Here is a 17,159-nt window from a genome sequence, read left to right as displayed (position 1 = left end):
CCCTGTCATGTCAGCCCCCTTCGTCAAGATCGACTGGGGGCACCTCATTTGACGTGAGCGCATCCAACGCCCTTGCCCGCACCTCCCGTTCAGCCGCCAGCGCGAAGAACTCCGCCGCCCTCTCCGCCCCAACCAGCCCTTCCACCGCCCGCATCGTCTCCTCGGGCACGGCCACGGAACGTGACGCAGAGCGCTCCCCGGCCCCTTCCCCGGAGCCCAGGTGCTGCCGCAGCTGTCGTACCGCCAACAGCCGCATCGCGCGCGCGAGTTCCGCGTCCACCGTCTGCTGGGCGAGCGGCCGCAGCCGTCGGACGAGAGCGGCGGCTTCGGCCGCCTCGGCGTCGGTGGGACCGTGGGGATCCTGCAAGTAGCGGGCGAAGACATGCTCGGTGGTGAACTCCAGGAAACGGGCGGCGATGTGCTCGACCTGACCCCTCAACTCCCGCAGATGGCCCGAGATCGCGGAGAGCGGGACCCCGGCGGCGTGCAACTCGACGGCCACCGCGAGTTCTTGGGGGCTCGGCACGAGGAACGAGTCCTCGTCGCCGGGCACCGGTTCCAGGACGCCGAGCTCCACCGCCTCGGCGACCGCGGCCTCGTCGGGGACGCCGCCGAAGCGCGCGTCGAGCTCGGCGCGGGAGATCCGGCCGGCCTCCTCGTCGGTCCACGGGCCGTCGACCTCGGCGACCAGGCCGAGCACCCCGCGCAGGCCCCGGCCGGAGTCGTAGGCCTCCAGGAGCTCCTTGATGGAGGCCAGGCCGTACCCGCGGTCGAGGAGGTCGGCGATCTGTCGCAGCCGGGCGAGGTGGGTGTCGGTGTAGATGTTGGCGCGGCCGCGGCGCTCCGGGCGGGGGAGCAGGCCACGGTCCTGGTAGGCGCGGATGGTGCGGACGGTGGCGCCGCTGCGGTGCGCGAGGTCCTCGATGCGGTAGGCGGCGGTGTCGCTCACGCGGCCCCCCTCGCCGCCGGTGACCGCTTCAGGTACTCCACGGCCCGGCTCAACGACCCTTCGCGCGAGGGGTGGTAGGACCGCCGGAGGTACCGCGGTATCGCCGCGCCGAGGTCCCGCCAGGCCGGCAGCAGGCCTTTGCGTACGGCCTTTTCGTGCTCCTTGAGGGAGTAGCCGGGCTGCCCGGCGAGCTGGGGGTCGTGGCGCATCAGGTAGGCCGTGCCCCATACCCACAGGTACAGCATCACCGGGGCGGTCACCGCCATGCCGGCGATCCGGCGGGCGTAGCGGGTGGTGCCGGTGCCGCCGCAGTGCTGGTACATGTCGAAGGCGACCGCGCGGTGTTCGACCTCCTCGGCGCCGTGCCAGCGGAGCAGGTCGAGCATGACCTCGTCGGCGTCGGCCCGGTCGAGGCCGTCGGCGGCCAGTACCCAGTCGCCGAGCACGGCGGTGAACTGTTCGATGGCGGCGACGACGGCGAGCCGGAAACGCAGCCATTCACGCGCGGGGACGGGAGCGTGGAGGGGCGGGTGCTCGCCGAGGAGCCGCTCGAAGAGGAAGTCGACGTGCCGGGTGAAGTCGGCGGTGTCGAGCCGCTGCGCGGCCAGGTGGTCCAGTACGTGCGCGTGCTGGACGCTGTGGGTGGCCTCCTGGCCCATGAACCCCTTGACGTCGGCGCGGAGCCCGGGGTCGCGGACCAGGGGCAGGCCTTCCTTGAAGACCTTCACGAACCAGCGCTCCCCCGCGGGCAGCAGCAGGTGCAGCACGTTGATGACGTGGGTGGCGGTGGGCTCGCCGGGGATCCAGTGCAGGGGTGTGCGGGACCAGTCGAAGGACACCCGGCGCGGAGCGATCTCGTGGCTCACCGCGGCGGCTCCAGCCGGGCGAGCGCCCTGAGCGCTTTCGGCGCCAAGCGCGCGAGGGCGTGCGCGCCGCGGGCCTCGGGGGTGACCGGTACGACGGCCTGGTTGCGCACGACGGCGCGCAGGATCGCGTCGGCGACCTTCTCCGGTGGGTAGTTGCGCAGTCCGTAGAGGCGGGCCGTGCGTTTCTGGCGGCGTTTCTCCTCGTCGGCGTCGACGCCCGCGAAGCGCGCGGTGGAGGTGATGTTGGTGTTGACGAAGCCGGGGCAGATGGCGCTCACGCCGATGCCCCGGCCCGCGAGTTCGGCGCGCAGGCTCTCGCTGAGCATGAGGACGGCCGCCTTGGAGGTGCCGTAGGCGGACAGTGCTCTGGAGGGCTGGAAGGCGGCCGCGGAGGCGATGTTGACAATGTGGCCGCCCTGTCCGCGGTCGGCCATCTGCCGGCCGAAGAGCCGGCAGCCGTGGATGACGCCCCACAGGTTGACGTCGAGGACGTTCTTCCAGTCCTCGACGCTGGTGTCGAGGAAGGAGCCGCCGAGGCCGATCCCGGCGTTGTTGACCAGGACGTCCACCACGCCGTACTCGGCGGCGACCTTGTCGGCGAGTTTCTCCATGGCCGCTTCGTCGGAGACGTCGACGGTCTCCGCCCAGGCCTCGGGGGCGCCGATGAGCCGGGACAGTTCGGCGGTGCGGGCGGCGGCCTCGGCGTCCCGGTCGACGGCCACCACGCGCGCGCCGGCCTCGGCGAAGGCGAACGCGGTGGCCCGTCCGATGCCGCTGCCCGCGCCGGTGACGAGGACGAGCTGTCCGCCGAACCGGTCGGCGTACTTGCCGGTCGCCTTCACGGGTGTCCGGCCACCCTCGACGGAGGTCACGAACTCGGTGATCCACGAGGCCAGTTGGTCGGGGCGGGAGCGGGGGATCCAGTGCTTGGCGGGGAGGGTGCGCCGGGTCAGCTGGGGCACCCACTGGTCCAGGCCGTCGTAGAGCCGCTCGGAGAGGAAGGCGTCGCCCAGGGGCGTGATGAGCTGCACGGGCGCGTGTGCGTAGGCGTCGGAGCGCGGGCGGCGCAGCCGGGAGCGGATGTTGTCCCGGTACAGCCAGGCCCCGTGGGCCGCGTCGGTGGGCAGCGAGGGGGTCGGGTAGCCGTCGGCGGGGACCTTCTCGGCGCGCTCCAGGAGGCGTGGCCAGGCCTTGCCCAGGGGGCCGCGCCAGGCCAGTTCGGGCAGGGCGGGGGTGTGCAGCGCGTACACGTACCAGGACTTGGCGCCCTGGCCGAGGAGCTGGCCGATCCGGCGCGGGGTGGGGCGCTTCACGCGGGTGTCGATCCAGTGCCCGAAGTGGTCGAGACAGGGGCCGGACATCGACGTGAAGGAGGCGATCCGGCCCTCGGCGCGTGCGACGGTGACGAACTCCCAGGCCTGCACGGAACCCCAGTCGTGCCCGACCAGGTGCACCGGCCGGCCCGGGCTGACGGCGTCCGCGACGGCCAGGAAGTCGTCCGTGAGCTTCTCCAGGGTGAATCCGCCGCGCAGTGGCTTCGGCGCCGTGGAGCGGCCGTGGCCGCGGACGTCGTAGAGGACGACGTGGAAACGGTCGGCGAGGCGGGTGGCGACCTCGGACCAGACCTCCTTGCTGTCCGGGTAGCCGTGCACCAGGACGACGGTCGGCTGCCGCGGGTCTCCCAGTTCGGCCACGCACAGCTCGATGCCGCCGGTCCGTACCCGGCGCACGCGCGCTCCTTGCAGCAAGGTCACTTCTCCTCCGCCCAGCGCCGCACGTGCGGCAGATCGTCGTCCAGCCAGAAGGCGCTCTGTTCGGGGTCCGAGGAGTCGGTGACGACCAGGATCTCCTCGAACTTCGCGCCGGTGCCCCGGAATCCGAGGTGGGGTTCGACCGCCCACAGGCCCGGCCGCGGCGGGTGGTCGGAGAAGCGGTACGGCGACCACAGGGGCGACCAGCCCTCGCGGTGGCCGTGCAGGGCGTCGGCCGCGAGGCCCTTGAGGGACTGGGTGCCGAACCCGAAGAGGTGCGGTGACCAGCGGCGCTGCTTGACCTGGTCGACCTTGTGGGCGATCACGCCGAAGGGGTAGGCGCGGTGCCGGTTGGCGTAGCCCTGGCGGACCATGAGCCGGTCCACGTCCTCGTAGATCTCGCGCAGCGGCCGCCGCTCGCGGACCTCGCGCAGGATCAGCCCGCGATGCGCCTCCAGGTCGGCCATCAGCCGGTCCTGGACGGGGTTGACGCCGAGCGCGCCGGAGTAGCCGATGTCGGCGGTGAAGCCCTCGTACACGGGGGCCATGTCCAGGATGAACGGCATCCCGGGCTCCAGCCGGCGGTCGGTGGGGAAGAACTGCAGCGGAACGCGGAAGCCGGTGAAGGCGGTGCGGTCCCCGAACCAGGCGAAGGGCAGGTGGAACCAGTCCCGTACGCCCCGCTCGCGCAGCCACACGCGCTGCATCCGGGCGGCCTGCCGCTCGGTCACGCCGGGCTCCAGACGGGCCGCGACCGCCTCCGCGCACTCGTACGCGAGCCGCTGGACCCGCCTGAATCCCCGCAGTCGTACGGAGAGTCCGCTGTTCACTGCCGTCGCCATGCCGCCCCGTCCCGTCGACCGCGGTACGTGTCCGTAACTTGACACTGGCGAATGTGACAGTTGTCAGAGGCTGCGTCAATAGGGCCGGATCGGGCTGTGGAAAAGCCTGCCGATGTGGAAAACCCGGGCCGCGTTGTTCGACCTCAGGGTGACCCCTAGGTGCCCGTACGTCTGGAGTCTGATGCCGATGCAGCTCTGCGGGGTGACGACCGGAGTGGTCCGCGTCACTACTGTCGATGTCGTGACTGTGATCGCGACCGAAAGCCTGAGCAAGCGGTTCCCCCGGGTGACCGCGCTTGACCGGCTCTCCTTGGACGTCGGACCCGGTGTGACCGGACTCGTCGGCGCCAACGGAGCCGGCAAGTCCACCATGATCAAGATCCTGCTGGGTCTGTCCCCCGCCTCCGAGGGCCGTGCCGAAGTGCTCGGGCTCGACGTCGCGACCAAGGGCGCCGCCATCCGCGAGCGGGTCGGCTACATGCCGGAGCACGACTGCCTGCCGCCGGACGTCTCGGCGACCGAGTTCGTCGTGCACATGGCCCGGATGTCCGGCCTGCCGCCCACCGCGGCCCGCGAGCGCACCGCGGACACCCTGCGCCATGTCGGCCTGTACGAGGAGCGCTACCGTCCCATCGGCGGCTACTCGACCGGCATGAAGCAGCGCGTGAAGCTCGCGCAGGCCCTGGTGCACGACCCGCAGCTGGTCTTCCTGGACGAGCCGACCAACGGCCTCGACCCGGTCGGCCGCGACGACATGCTGGGCCTGATCCGGCGCATCTACACCGACTTCGGCATCTCGGTCCTGGTCACCTCGCACCTGCTGGGCGAGCTGGAGCGCACCTGCGACCACGTGGTCGTCATCGACGGCGGCAAGCTGCTGCGGTCCAGCTCCACCACCGACTTCACCCAGACCACGACGACCCTCGCCCTCGAGGTCACCGACAGCGACGAGCACCCGGACGGCACCCGCGCGGTGCGCGAGGCACTGCACGCGCGCGGGGTGGAGGTCCTCGACTCCACGAGCGGTCTGCCGGGCGCCGGGCACATCCTGCTGCTGACCGCGCAGGGCGAGGAGACCTACGACGTCGTGCGGGACGTCGTCGCCGACCTCGGTCTCGGCCTGGTGCGCATGGAGCAGCGCAGGCACCACATCTCGGAGGTCTTCACCAGCGAGGACACGAGCGACGACCAGAAGCGGAAGGAGGCCGTCGGCCATGGCGGTTGAGCACCCGGTCACCGCCCCCTCGGGCGACCAGACCCGCATCCACAACATCGGCTACCGCAGCTACGACGGCCCCCGTCTCGGCCGCTCCTACGCCACCCGTTCGCTCTACTCGCAGTCCCTGCGCGGCGCCTACGGCCTCGGCCGCTCGGTGAAGTCCAAGGTGCTGCCGATGCTGCTGTTCGTCGTGATGTGCGTGCCCGCGGCCATCATGGTCGCCGTCGCGGTCGCCACGAAGGCCAACGACCTGCCCGTCGACTACACCCGCTACGCGATCATCATGCAGGCCGTCATCAGCCTGTACGTTGCCTCGCAGGCACCCCAGTCCGTCTCGCGCGACCTGCGCTTCAAGACCGTGCCGCTGTACTTCTCGCGGCCCATCGAGACCGCCGACTACGTGCGCGCCAAGTACGCGGCGCTGGCCTCGGCCATGTTCATCCTCACCGCGGCCCCGCTGATCGTGCTCTATGTGGGCGCCCTGCTGGCCAAACTCGACTTCGCCGACCAGACCAAGGGCTTCGGGCAGGGACTCGTCTCCGTGGCGCTGCTCTCGCTGCTCTTCGCCGGCATCGGCCTGGTCATCGCCTCCGTCACCCCCCGGCGCGGCTTCGGCATCGCGGCCGTGATCGCCGTGATGACCATCTCCTACGGCGCGGTCTCCACCCTCCAGGCCATCGCCGACGCCCAGGGCAGCACCTCCGCCATCCCGTGGATCGGCCTGTTCTCCCCGGTCACGCTCATCGACGGACTCCAGTCCGCGTTCCTCGGCGCGAGCTCGGCGTTCCCCGGCGCGGTGGGCCCGAGCAACGGCGAAGGGGTCGTCTACGTCCTCGCCGTCCTCGGTCTGATCGCCGCGAGCTACGGCCTCCTGCTGCGCCGCTACAAGAAGGTGGGACTGTGACCACGCTCCAGATCGACCATGTCTCCCGCTGGTTCGGCAACGTGGTCGCCGTCAACGACATCACCATGACGATCGGCCCCGGCGTCACCGGCCTGCTCGGCCCCAACGGCGCCGGGAAGTCCACCCTCATCAACATGATGGGCGGCTTCCTCGCCCCCTCCACCGGCACCGTCACCCTCGACGGACAGCAGGTGTGGCGCAACGAGGAGATCTACCGGCACATCGGCATCGTCCCCGAGCGCGAGGCGATGTACGACTTCCTCACCGGCCGCGAATTCGTCGTCGCCAACGCGGAGTTGCACGGCCTCGGCGCCAAGGCGGCCCAGCAGGCGCTGGCCACGGTCGAGATGGAGTACGCGCAGGACCGCAAGATCTCCACGTACTCCAAGGGCATGCGCCAGCGCGTGAAGATGGCGTCCGCCCTGGTCCACGAGCCGTCGCTGCTGCTGCTCGACGAGCCGTTCAACGGCATGGACCCCCGTCAGCGCATGCAGCTCATGGAGCTGCTGAGGCGGATGGGCAACGAGGGCCGCACGGTCCTGTTCTCCTCCCACATCCTCGAAGAGGTCGAGCAGCTCGCCTGGCACATCGAGGTGGTCGTGGCCGGACGGCACGCGGCCAGCGGTGACTTCCGCAAGATCCGCCGCCTGATGACGGACCGCCCGCACCGCTACCTGGTGCGCTCCAGCGACGACCGTGCCCTCGCCGCCGCGCTGATCGCGGACCCGTCCACGTCCGGCATCGAAGTCGACCTGGCCGAGGGCGCGTTGCACATCCAGGCCGTGGACTTCGGCCGCTTCACCGCGCTGTTGCCCAGGGTCGCCCGCGACCACGGCATCCGGCTGCTCACGGTCTCGCCGTCCGACGAGTCCCTCGAGTCCGTCTTCTCGTATCTCGTCGCGGCGTAGGAGGCCGAAGATGTACGACCCCACAGTCGCCCGACTCACCTACCGGGCCCTGCTCGGCCGCCGCCGGGCCCTCATCCTGGGGGCGTTGCCCCTGCTGCTGATCGTGATCTCCGTGATCGTGCGCGCCCTGGTCGGCGCCGACGACCAGACCGCCTCCGACCTGCTGGGCGGGCTCGCGCTCGCCACCATGGTGCCGATCATCGGCGTCATCGCGGGCACCGGCGCGATCGGACCGGAGATCGACGACGGCTCGGTGGTGTACCTGCTGTCCAAGCCCATCAAGCGGCCGACGATCATCTTCACCAAGCTGATCGTGGCGATCGCCGTCACGATGGTGTTCTCGGCGCTGCCCACCTTCATCGCCGGCCTGATCCTCAACGGCAACGGCCAGCAGATCGCCGTCGCCTACACCGTGGCCGCGCTGGTCTCCTCGATCGCCTACGCCGCGCTCTTCCTGCTGCTGGGCACGGTGTCCCGGCACGCGGTGGTCTTCGGGCTCGTCTACGCGCTGGTCTGGGAGGCCCTGTTCGGCTCCCTGGTCGCCGGGGCGCGCACCCTGAGCGTCCAGCAGTGGTCGCTGGCCGTGGCCCACAAGGTCGCGGGCGGGGACCTGGTCACCTCGGACGTCGGACTGCCGACGGCCACGGTGCTGCTGGTCGTGGTGACCGTCCTCGCCACCTGGTACGCGGGCCAGAAGCTGCGCTCGCTGACGCTGGCGGGCGAGGAGTAACGGGCGCGGCCCCTGATGCCGGGCTTATTGACAGGGACTTCACCTTTGTCCGGGCACACTGGACAAAGGGGAATGTCCGGCTGCGAGTTGAAGGGAACGGGCATGGCAGACGACTGGGACGACCTCGTGCTGGACGAGGACTTCATACGCTCCGCCGAGACCTCGGAGCCGTCTGCCCGCGCCCGTATGCTCGCCGCGCGCTGGCGCCAGGAGTCCCCCGAGCCGCAGCCCTGGCGCTCCGACGAGCCGCCCGCAGGGTGGTTCTTCAGCAAGCGCCGCAGGCGCTGGGGACGCCGGTAGTTCGAACACCCGGCCCATTAATTCGGTGGCGCCCAACTCGGCGTACGGGCACGATGGTTGTGTTCACCACGAGCTGGGAGAGGAGCAGGACGATGTCCATGCACGACAGTACGTCCAGCTCCCGTCGGGGCAGCCGACGGAGGACTCCGGTGTAGTTACGCCACCGTCGAGTCCACCGCAGGACCTGCCCGGGGCGGCCGCTTCGAGCACGCGATGTCGCTCTCGCGTGAGGCCGCCCACCCGGAGGATTGGCCGAGTGGTAAGGCACTGGCTTGCTAAGCCAAGGTCGGGCCTGGAAAGCCCGCGCACGTTCGATTCGTGCATCCTCCGCGAGACGTCGTCACTGGGACTCGGCCGGGTTCGTCGGCCGAGGCCGACCCGAGAGGGCGCTTCCGGCGGCCTTCGACGGGCTCCCGGCCCGGCCGGACCCCCCTCGGGCGTCAGCCCAGCAACCGCTCCAGCACGACCGCGATCCCGTCCTCTTCGTTGGAGGACGTCACCTCGTCGGCGACCGCCTTGAGCTCCTCGTGGGCGTCCGCCATCGCCACCCCGTACGACGCCCACCGGAACATCGGCACGTCGTTCGGCATGTCGCCGAAGGCGATCGTGTCCGCGGCCTTCAGGCCCAGGCGGCGGGCGGCCAGGGACAGGCCGGTCGCCTTCGACAGGCCCAGCGGGAGCAGTTCGACGATGCCGGGGCCGGCCAGCGCGACCGTGACGAAGCCGCCCGCGGCCCGTACAGAGGCCTTGGCCAGCTCGTCGTCCGACAGTTCCGGATGCTGAATGTAGATCTTGCTCAGCGGGGCCGCCCACAGGTCGGACGCGTCCGTGAACGGCACCGACGGCAGTGCGCCCGTCACCGCGTACCCCGGCCCGACCAGCACGTCTCCGTCGAGGCCGCTGCGGCTCGCCGCCAGGAACAGCGGGCCGATCTCCGCCTCGATCTTCGCGAGGGCCACCGCGGCCAGCTGCCGGTCCAACGTCACCGAGGTCAGCAGACGGTGCTCCCCGGCGTCGTACACCTGCGAGCCCTGTCCGCAGACCGCGAGGCCCTGGTAACCGAGGTCGTCGAGGATGTGCCGCGTCCAGCGGACGCCGCGTCCCGTGACGACGATGTGGGCGGCGCCCTCGGCGGTGGCCGCGGCGAGGGCGTCCCGGGTGCGCTGTGAGACCGACTCGTCGGAACGCAGCAGCGTCCCGTCGAGGTCGGTCGCGATCAGTCGGTAGGGAAAGGTCACTTGGCGACCGGCTCCAGCAGCTCCCGCCCGCCCAGGTACGGCCGCAGCACCTCGGGGACCCGGACGGACCCGTCGGCCAGCTGGTGGTTCTCCAGGATCGCCACGATGGTGCGCGGTACGGCGCACAGCGTGCCGTTGAGCGTCGCCAGCGGCTGGACCTTCTTGCCGTCGCGCATGCGGACGGACAGGCGGCGGGCCTGGAAGCCGTCGCAGTTGGAGGCCGAGGTCAGCTCGCGGTACTTGCCCTGGGTCGGGATCCACGCCTCGCAGTCGTACTTGCGGGAGGCGGAGGCACCCAGGTCGCCCGAGGCCACGTCGATGACCTGGAAGGGCAGCTCGAGGCCGGTCAGCCACTGCTTCTCCCACTCCAGGAGCCGCTTGTGCTCGTTCTCCGCGTCCTCGGGGGCGACGTAGGAGAACATCTCGACCTTGTCGAACTGGTGCACGCGGAAGATGCCGCGGGTGTCCTTGCCGTAGGTGCCGGCCTCGCGGCGGAAGCACGGCGAGAAGCCTGCGTAGCGCAGCGGCAGCTGGTCGGCGTCCAGGATCTCGTCCATGTGGTACGCGGCGAGCGGGACCTCGGAGGTGCCGACCAGGTAGTAGTCGTCCTTCTCCAGGTGGTAGACGTTCTCCGCGGCCTGGCCGAGGAAGCCGGTGCCCTCCATGGCGCGCGGGCGGACCAGCGCGGGGGTGAGCATCGGTGTGAAGCCGGCCTCGGTGGCCTGCGCGATCGCCGCGTTGACGAGCGCCAGCTCGAGGAGGGCGCCGACACCGGTCAGGTAGTAGAAGCGCGAGCCGGACACCTTGGCGCCGCGCTCGACGTCGATGGCGCCCAGCGCCTCGCCGAGCTCCAGGTGGTCCTTGGGCTCGAAGCCCTCGGCGCCGAAGTCGCGGATGGTGCCGTGCGTCTCCAGGACGACGAAGTCCTCCTCGCCGCCGACCGGGACGTCGGGGTGGACGAGGTTGCCGAGCTGGAGCAGGAGGCGCTTGGTCTCCTCGTCGGCCTCGTTCTGCTCGGCGTCCGCCGCCTTGACGTCGGCGGCCAGCTGACCGGCCTTGGCCAGCAGTTCGGCCTTCTCGTCGCCGGAGGCCCTGGGGATGAGCTTGCCGAGCGACTTCTGCTCGGAACGCAGCTCGTCGAAGCGGACGCCGGACGACCTGCGCCGCTCGTCGGCAGACAGGAGGGCGTCGACGAGGGCGACGTCCTCTCCACGGGCGCGCTGGGAGGCGCGCACTCGGTCGGGGTCCTCACGGAGCAGGCGAAGGTCAATCACGCGGTCAAGGCTACCGGTGCGGGGACAGGGCCCACGACTCACTATTACCGGACACGGTTTACGTACCGTTATGCGGCAATTGCTCACTGTGTCAATAAAAGGGCGCCCACCCCCGGGACGGGTCATGATGCGGGCGGCGGGTTGACTCGACTCCCTTGTGTGGACCGGGATTTGGGCCGCGGTTGTCCACAGGGATCCACACCCTCCGAAGAGTTATCCACAGGGTGTGCGGTGGAACTGTGGATTTCGGAATTGATCACTCCGAAACCTGGGGATCATGCTGCGGATTCACGGATCAAACCACTGCTTACCCCTACTTTCGAGTGGAAAGTGGTCGCCCCAAAGGATTGCGCAAGGGAAAACAGTGGACGAAGGGTGATGTGCGCGCCGGTGGACGAGGATGGGGCTCGGAGGCCGATTTGTCGACAAGGTGGCCATACTGTGTCGACTTGTCCCCAGGTCGAGAAGCTCGCCTGTGGATAACTCCTGTGGATAACTAAAATCTGCAGGTAAGACAGGTCAGAATCGCCCGTCCTGGCACCGCGCCACCCAGTCGGCTGCCGCCATGAACTCCTGGTCCGAGGTGCCCGGCAGCGGTGCCAGCAGGTCTTCCCGCTCCTTGTCCGCACGCGGGTACGAACCGAGGAACCGCACCTCACGGCAGATCCGCTTCAGCCCCATCAGCGCCTCCGCCACCCGGCGGTCGGTGATGTGGCCCTCGGCGTCGATGCAGAAGCAGTAGTTGCCGATACCGGCGCCCGTGGGCCGGGACTGCAACAGCATCAGGTTGATGCCGCGGGTGGCGAACTCGCCCAGCAGGTCGCGCAGGCCACCGGGGTGGTCGTCGCGCTGCCACAGCACCACGGACGTCTTGTCGGCGCCGCTCGGAGCGGCGGGCCGGGCCGGACGGCCGACCAGCACGAACCGGGTCTGGGCGTTCTCGGCGTCGTGGATCCCGGTCTCCAGCGCCTGGAGGCCGTAGCGGGCGGCCGCGAACTCACCGGCGAAGGCCGCGTCGTACTGGCCCTCCTGGACCAGCCGGGCCGCGTCCGCGTTCGAGGCGGCCGACTCCCAGTGGACGTCGGGGAGGTTGTTCTTCAGCCAGTTGCGCACCTGCGGCTGGGCGGCCGGGTGCGCGGAGACCGTCTTGATGTCCGTGAGCTCGGTGCCCGGCCTGACCAGCAGCGCGAAGGTGATCGACAGCAGCACCTCGCGGTAGATCATCAGCGGGGCGCCGGCGACCAGTTCGTCGAGGGTGGTGGTGATGCCGCCCTCGACGGAGTTCTCGATCGGCACGAACGCCGCCTCGGCCTCACCCGCGCGCACCGCGTCCAGCGCGGACTGCACCGACACGTACGGGATCAGCTCCCGGGTCGCCGCCTCGGGAAGCGTCCGCAGCGCGACTTCCGTGAAGGTGCCCTCAGGGCCGAGATAGGCATAGCTGGCTGGCATGACCTCACCCTAATGGCCCTTGTGGAACGGAGCCCGCCCGTCTCACGACCGGGTGAACCGGCGTGACCTCGCCCGGCCGGGGGTGCCGCGACCGGCGTGACCTCGCCCGGCCGGGGTGCCGCGACCGGCGTGGTCTCGTCCCACCGGCAGCCGCGACCGGCATGAGCCCGCCGGCAGCCCGCCGCCGCCCCGCCTGACCTCACCCCGCCGGCAGCCCGCTACCCCACTAAACCCCACCCCACTAGACCCCACCCCCAAGACCTCACCCCTCCAGCAGCCGCTGCCCCACGTACTCCCCCTTCGCCGCCCCGCCCGGTACCGCGAACAGTCCGCTCGACTCGTGGCGGATGAACTGGGAGAGCGCGTCACCCCGGTCGAGCTTGCGCTGGACCGGGACGAAGCCGCGCAGTGGGTCGGCCTGCCAGCAGACGAACAGGAGCCCGGCGTCCGGCACCCCGTCCGCGTCGATGCCGTCGTGGAAGGAGAACGGGCGGCGGAGTATGGCCGCGCCCCCGTTCTGGTCGGGCCGGGTGATGCGGGCGTGTGCGTTGATCGGCACCACCAGATCGCCCTTGGCGTCCGTCTTCTCCAAGTCCATCGCGGTCGTCTCGGTGCCCCCGGACAGCGCCGCCCCGTTCGCCTTCCGGCGCCCGATGACGGCCTCCTGGGCTCCGAGTGACAGCTTCTCCCAGTCGTCGAGCAGCATCCGGATCCGTCGTACGACGGCGTAGGAGCCGTTCGCCATCCACGCCGGGTCCTTCGAGCCGGACGCCGGGACGAAGATCCGCTCGTCGAAGTCGGGCTCGCTCGGTTTGGGGTTGCGGGTGCCGTCCAGCTGGCCCATGAGGTTGCGGGCCGTCATGGGACGGTCCGTGGCGCCCGGGGTGCGGTTGAAGCCGTTCATCTGCCAGCGGACTCGCGCCGCGCTGCCCGCGTCCTTCTGGATCGCGCGCAGGGCGTGGAAGGCGACCAGGGCGTCGTTCGCACCGATCTGCACCCACAGGTCGCCGTCGCTGCGGGCCTTGTCGAGCTGGTCGGAGGAGAAGTCGGGCAGCGGGTCGAGGGCGACCGGACGCTGCTTCTCCAGTCCGGTCCGGGAGAAGAAGCTGTGCCCGAAGCCGAAGGTCACCGTGAGGGACGACGGTCCGGCGTCGCGGGCGACATCCGTGTCGTCGGATCCGGAAGGCTCCCCCGCCATGAGCCTGCGAGCCGTCTCCGACCAGCGGCGCAACAGTGCCGCGGCTTCCTTGCGGCCCGCGCCGGGCGTGAGGTCGAAGGCGACGAGGTGGCCGCGTGCCTGGAGGCCCTCGGTGATACCGGGCTGATGTTTCACGTGGAACATCACCTCGCTGCTGCCCACCGAGGTCAGCGGAGTGGCCGCGGCGGGAGCAGCCGCATAGCCCACGGCCCCGCCGGCCGCGCCGAGCACGAGCCCGGTGGCGCCGGCGGTGCCGAGCAGGGCACGCCGAGAGATGCCCGGTCCCGACGAGGTGCTCTCGTCCGCCGAGGCGCTGTGGTCGGCGACGGGGAGGGACTGTTCAGCCATGGTGCGGGTCAGCCGATCTGCGCGTTCTTGGAGACGGTCGTCTGGTCGATGTCGGAGGTCCGCACGGTGACGGCGATCTTCCAGTCGCCGGCCATGGGGATCTGCACGTTGCTCGCCGACCAGTGGCCGGTGGTGATGTGGTCGGGGGTGATGGCCAGCGGCCCGATCTTCTTGGCCTCCAGGGTGAGTGCGACCTTCACCTCGGGGATGTCGAAGGCGCGGCCGTTGGGCCGCTGGACGTAGACGTGCATCTCGTTGCCGCCCACGCGGGCGGGGTCGACGTCGACCGTCACGACACCCTTGCCGTCCGTGCCGCCGGTGTCGAAGGACATGTCCAGGGTCACCGCCCCGGACCCGGCCTCTCCCGATGACGAGGAAGAGGACGAGGAGGCGGCCGCCTTGGCCGCCTTGGCGTCCTCCTCGGTACGGCCGGGCTCGGTCTGCGTCAGCACGGTCGTGACGGCCAGCAGTACGACCGCGACCCCCGCCTCGGCGAGCACCGAGCGGCGCAGTCCGAACCGGTGCGGATCGGCGTCCCGGGTGCGCTTCTGCCGGGCGGTGTCCATCGCGGCCTGCTGCCGGGCGAGCTGAGCGGCCCGCTTGGACCCGTCGCCCTTCGCGCCGGTGCCCTTCTTCGCGGCACCGGAGTCCTTCGCCCCGCCTGCCTCCTTGGCCGACTTGGCGGAGCCGGAGGCACTCGCGGCCACCCGCTCCTTCTGAGGTGCCCGCTTGCCCTGTCGTACGACGGTGTCGGCCAGCTGGGCCGTCCAGCGCCGTGAGATGAAGGCGATGCCGACCAGGACCGCCACCAGCCCGATCTTGACCAGCAGCAGCTGTCCGTACCGGGTCTCGGTGAACGCCGACCAGGAGCCGAGCTGCCGCCAGGACTGGTAGACGCCGGTCGCCACCAGCGTGACCACGCTGCCGAAGGCGACCTGGGAGAACCGGCGTACGGCGGCCGACTCGATCGGTGCGTCGGAGCGGTACAGCGCGACGAGCAGCGCGGTCAGTCCGCCGAGCCAGGTGGCGACGGCGAGCAGATGGAGGACGTCGACGGGCATGGCGATGCCCGTCTGGAGGCCGACCGAGGCGTGTTCGGCCATCGCCCAGCTGGCCGCGAGTCCGGCCGCGACGACGGTCCCGCCGATCGCGAGACCGAAGGTGAGGTCCCGCTTCTCCTCGTCCTCGCGCTTGTCGTAGGCGCCGAAGAGCACGGAGATGAACAGCGCCGCCGCCGCGAGCAGCAGCAGCCGGGAGACGAGGGCCGCGCCCGACTTGGTCTGGAGCACGTTCCCGAGCAGGTCCAGGTCGAAGACGTCCCCGACCTTCCCGGAGCTGGTGTAGGAGCCGCGCAGCAGGAGCAGCAGCAGTGTGGCCGCGGTGAGCGTCAGCCAGCCGCCGACGACGAACCGCTGCATGGGCCGCACTCCGGCGCCGCGCTGCCAGCAGGCGAGCACGAAGGCGGCGCCGCCGACCAGCACGATGAAGCCGGCGTACGACAGGTACCGGCCGAAGCCGTAAAGCCAGCCGACGACCCCGCCGCCCGCGGTCTCCCCGGAGACCGAGACGGAAGTGGTGGAGGGGGCGCCGACGGAGAAGGTGAAGGCGCCGGAGACGGGGTGGCTGTCGGCGGAGACGACCTGGTAGGTGACGGTGTAGGTGCCGTCGGGCAGGCCGCTGTGGACCTTTACGCCGTAGGTGGTGCCGCCGACCTCGAACGGCTTGCCCTGTTGGACGGCCTTGCCCTTGGGGTCGAGGACCCGCAGCGAGTCGCTGGACAGGGCGACCTGCTCGGAGAAGGTCAGGGAGACCTGGTCGGGTGCCTTGTCGACCACCACCCCCTGCTGGGGGTCGCTGCCGGTGAGCGCGGCGTGCGCGGAAGCGGGTCCGGCCGTGGTCAGCAGCAGGCCGGCCGTGGCCAGGAGCAGCAGCACCAGGGTCCGGACGCGGGGGGCGATGGTCTGCGTCAAGGTGGTCCCTCCCTCAGTGTCCGGTCTTGGGGACGTACGTCGCCGACTTCACCGGCATCTTCACGACGACGGGGTCGGACTGGGCGAAGTGCAGTTCGACGGTGATCGTCTGGCCCTGTTCGGGCTTGCGCTTCAGCTTGTCGAACATCAGGTGGTTGGCGCCGCTTTTGAACACGAGTTGACCGTGGGCCGGGACGGGCAGGCGGGAGACCTCCTCCATCGTGCCGCCGTTGGTCTCGTGCATCGTGATGTCGCCGTCGTCGCTGGTGACCGAGGTCAGTTCGTCCTGTGACGAGCCGGGGTTGGAGATGGTCAGGAAGCCGGCGGCCATGTCGGCGGAGACGGGCTGCGGGATGTAGGCGCCGGAGACGGTGAGGTCGTCGGCGGAGGCGTCGGAGCCGGAGCAGCCGACCAGGACGAGGGCTCCGACCAGGGCCAGGGCCCCGGCCCCGGACAGGGCGGCTGCCGACATCGCCGTACGCCTCACGGGTTCTGCCCCTTGATGATCTTGGGCAGGTCCTTGGTGTAGTCGTCGACGGTGGCGTCCTCGCCGTAGAGGACGTAACCCGCGTCGGTCTTCGGGGAGAAGGCGACGACCTGGGTGCCGTGCACCGAGACGGTCTTGCCGGTCTTCTTGTCCTTGTGGGTCGGCTCGATGGAGATGCCGAGGGTGCGGGCGGCCGCCTGGATGGTGGCGAAGTCACCGGTCAGGCCGACGAACCGGGGGTCGATGCCCTTGAGCCACTTGCCGAGCTCGGTGGGGGTGTCGCGGGCCGGGTCGGTGGTGACGAACACGACGCTCAGCTGGTCCTGCTCCGCCTTGGGCAGCTGCTTCTTCGCGACGGCGATGTTGTTCATCGTCAGCGGGCAGATGTCGGGGCAGTGGGTGTAGCCGAAGTAGATCAGGGTGGGCCTGCCCTTGGTCGCGGCCCGCAGGTCGTACTTCTTGCCCTGGGTGTCGGTGAGGACCAGGTCCGGCTTCTCGAAGGGCTGGTCGAGGACGGTGGCGGCCTTGTCCGAGCCGGCCTCTTCGGAGACCACGGAGACGGGCGAGGCGCTGTCGTCACCGCTGCCGCAGGCGGAGAGGGTCAGGGTGGCGGCTGCGACCAGGGAGGCCGCGGCGAACATCTTCTTGCGCATATCAAAATGTCCCAGATGTAAGTTTTTCAGGGTGCGCCGGGGTCGGTGCGACCCCGGCGCGGATCCCGCG

General features: G+C 70.5%; 16 protein-coding genes and 1 tRNA gene. 6 read left to right on the top strand and 11 right to left on the bottom strand.

Features of this window, described 5'->3' with window-relative positions:
- Positions 1-10: 10 nt before the first annotated feature.
- Genes AC2XR2_RS22515 through AC2XR2_RS22500 form a run of 4 tightly spaced genes read right to left on the bottom strand, consistent with a single transcriptional unit; the run spans position 11 to position 4,408 of the window.
- Positions 11-949 carry a MerR family transcriptional regulator gene (locus AC2XR2_RS22515; RefSeq protein ID WP_381300319.1) on the bottom strand — a complete coding sequence of 313 codons (939 nt, stop codon included), beginning with the start codon at positions 947-949 and terminating at the stop codon, positions 11-13.
- A complete protein-coding gene (locus tag AC2XR2_RS22510; RefSeq protein WP_491516128.1) occupies positions 946-1,815 on the bottom strand; it encodes a metal-dependent hydrolase in 870 nt (289 codons plus the stop codon). Before AC2XR2_RS22510 ends, AC2XR2_RS22515 begins: the two co-directional genes overlap by 4 nt.
- Positions 1,812-3,569: an SDR family oxidoreductase gene (locus tag AC2XR2_RS22505; RefSeq protein WP_491516127.1), complete on the bottom strand. Its 1,758-nt coding sequence runs from the start codon at positions 3,567-3,569 to the stop codon at positions 1,812-1,814. Before AC2XR2_RS22505 ends, AC2XR2_RS22510 begins: the two co-directional genes overlap by 4 nt.
- On the bottom strand, positions 3,566-4,408 hold the full coding sequence (locus AC2XR2_RS22500; RefSeq protein WP_491516126.1) for a M24 family metallopeptidase: 843 nt from the start codon (positions 4,406-4,408) through the stop codon (positions 3,566-3,568). Before AC2XR2_RS22500 ends, AC2XR2_RS22505 begins: the two co-directional genes overlap by 4 nt.
- Positions 4,409-4,655: 247 nt before the next feature.
- Between AC2XR2_RS22500 and AC2XR2_RS22495 the strand changes: the two genes are divergently transcribed.
- From AC2XR2_RS22495 to AC2XR2_RS22470, 6 genes are all read left to right on the top strand, one after another.
- Positions 4,656-5,633: an ABC transporter ATP-binding protein gene (locus AC2XR2_RS22495; RefSeq protein WP_123765067.1), complete on the top strand. Its 978-nt coding sequence runs from the start codon at positions 4,656-4,658 to the stop codon at positions 5,631-5,633.
- Positions 5,623-6,531, top strand: a complete 909-nt coding sequence (locus AC2XR2_RS22490; protein WP_123761843.1) for an ABC transporter permease subunit — start codon at positions 5,623-5,625, stop codon at positions 6,529-6,531. Before AC2XR2_RS22495 ends, AC2XR2_RS22490 begins: the two co-directional genes overlap by 11 nt.
- Complete coding sequence (locus AC2XR2_RS22485; protein WP_381300323.1) at positions 6,528-7,439, top strand: ABC transporter ATP-binding protein; 912 nt, start codon at positions 6,528-6,530, stop codon at positions 7,437-7,439. The genes AC2XR2_RS22490 and AC2XR2_RS22485 overlap by 4 nt, the downstream gene beginning before the upstream one ends.
- Positions 7,440-7,449: 10 nt before the next feature.
- Positions 7,450-8,169 (top strand): ABC transporter permease subunit, encoded by a 720-nt coding sequence (locus AC2XR2_RS22480; RefSeq protein ID WP_020134090.1) that lies wholly within the window; start codon positions 7,450-7,452, stop codon positions 8,167-8,169.
- A 102-nt stretch (positions 8,170-8,271) separates the two neighbouring features.
- Entirely contained in the window at positions 8,272-8,469 is a 198-nt protein-coding gene (locus AC2XR2_RS22475; RefSeq protein ID WP_330265788.1) for an SGM_3592 family protein, read from the top strand.
- A 242-nt stretch (positions 8,470-8,711) separates the two neighbouring features.
- Positions 8,712-8,799 (top strand) — tRNA-Ser (locus AC2XR2_RS22470).
- Positions 8,800-8,909: 110 nt separating this feature from the next.
- Here the strand turns inward: AC2XR2_RS22470 and AC2XR2_RS22465 are convergent.
- From AC2XR2_RS22465 to AC2XR2_RS22435, 7 genes are all read right to left on the bottom strand, one after another.
- Complete coding sequence (locus AC2XR2_RS22465; RefSeq protein ID WP_491516125.1) at positions 8,910-9,707, bottom strand: HAD family hydrolase; 798 nt, start codon at positions 9,705-9,707, stop codon at positions 8,910-8,912.
- On the bottom strand, positions 9,704-10,981 hold the full coding sequence (gene serS / locus AC2XR2_RS22460) for a serine--tRNA ligase (RefSeq protein WP_330265790.1): 1,278 nt from the start codon (positions 10,979-10,981) through the stop codon (positions 9,704-9,706). Before serS ends, AC2XR2_RS22465 begins: the two co-directional genes overlap by 4 nt.
- A 519-nt stretch (positions 10,982-11,500) precedes the next feature.
- Positions 11,501-12,433 (bottom strand): prephenate dehydratase, encoded by a 933-nt coding sequence (gene pheA / locus AC2XR2_RS22455; RefSeq protein ID WP_381300326.1) that lies wholly within the window; start codon positions 12,431-12,433, stop codon positions 11,501-11,503.
- Between the two features lie 262 nt (positions 12,434-12,695).
- Positions 12,696-13,979, bottom strand: a complete 1,284-nt coding sequence (gene efeB, locus AC2XR2_RS22450; protein ID WP_491516124.1) for an iron uptake transporter deferrochelatase/peroxidase subunit — start codon at positions 13,977-13,979, stop codon at positions 12,696-12,698.
- Positions 13,980-13,987: 8 nt separating this feature from the next.
- Positions 13,988-15,949, bottom strand: a complete 1,962-nt coding sequence (locus tag AC2XR2_RS22445; protein WP_381300328.1) for a copper resistance CopC/CopD family protein — start codon at positions 15,947-15,949, stop codon at positions 13,988-13,990.
- Positions 15,950-15,962: 13 nt separating this feature from the next.
- The gene (locus AC2XR2_RS22440; protein WP_381300329.1) at positions 15,963-16,421 is read right to left on the bottom strand and encodes a copper chaperone PCu(A)C; all 459 of its coding nucleotides are present in this window, start codon (positions 16,419-16,421) and stop codon (positions 15,963-15,965) included.
- An 11-nt stretch (positions 16,422-16,432) separates the two neighbouring features.
- Positions 16,433-17,089: an SCO family protein gene (locus AC2XR2_RS22435; protein WP_491516123.1), complete on the bottom strand. Its 657-nt coding sequence runs from the start codon at positions 17,087-17,089 to the stop codon at positions 16,433-16,435.
- Positions 17,090-17,159 lie beyond the last annotated feature (70 nt).

It is taken from the genome of Streptomyces sp. LS-MS-L19, assembly GCF_058382285.1.
The sequence above is the reverse complement of the archived record's forward strand: the minus strand, read 5'-3'. Positions and strand labels throughout refer to the sequence as shown.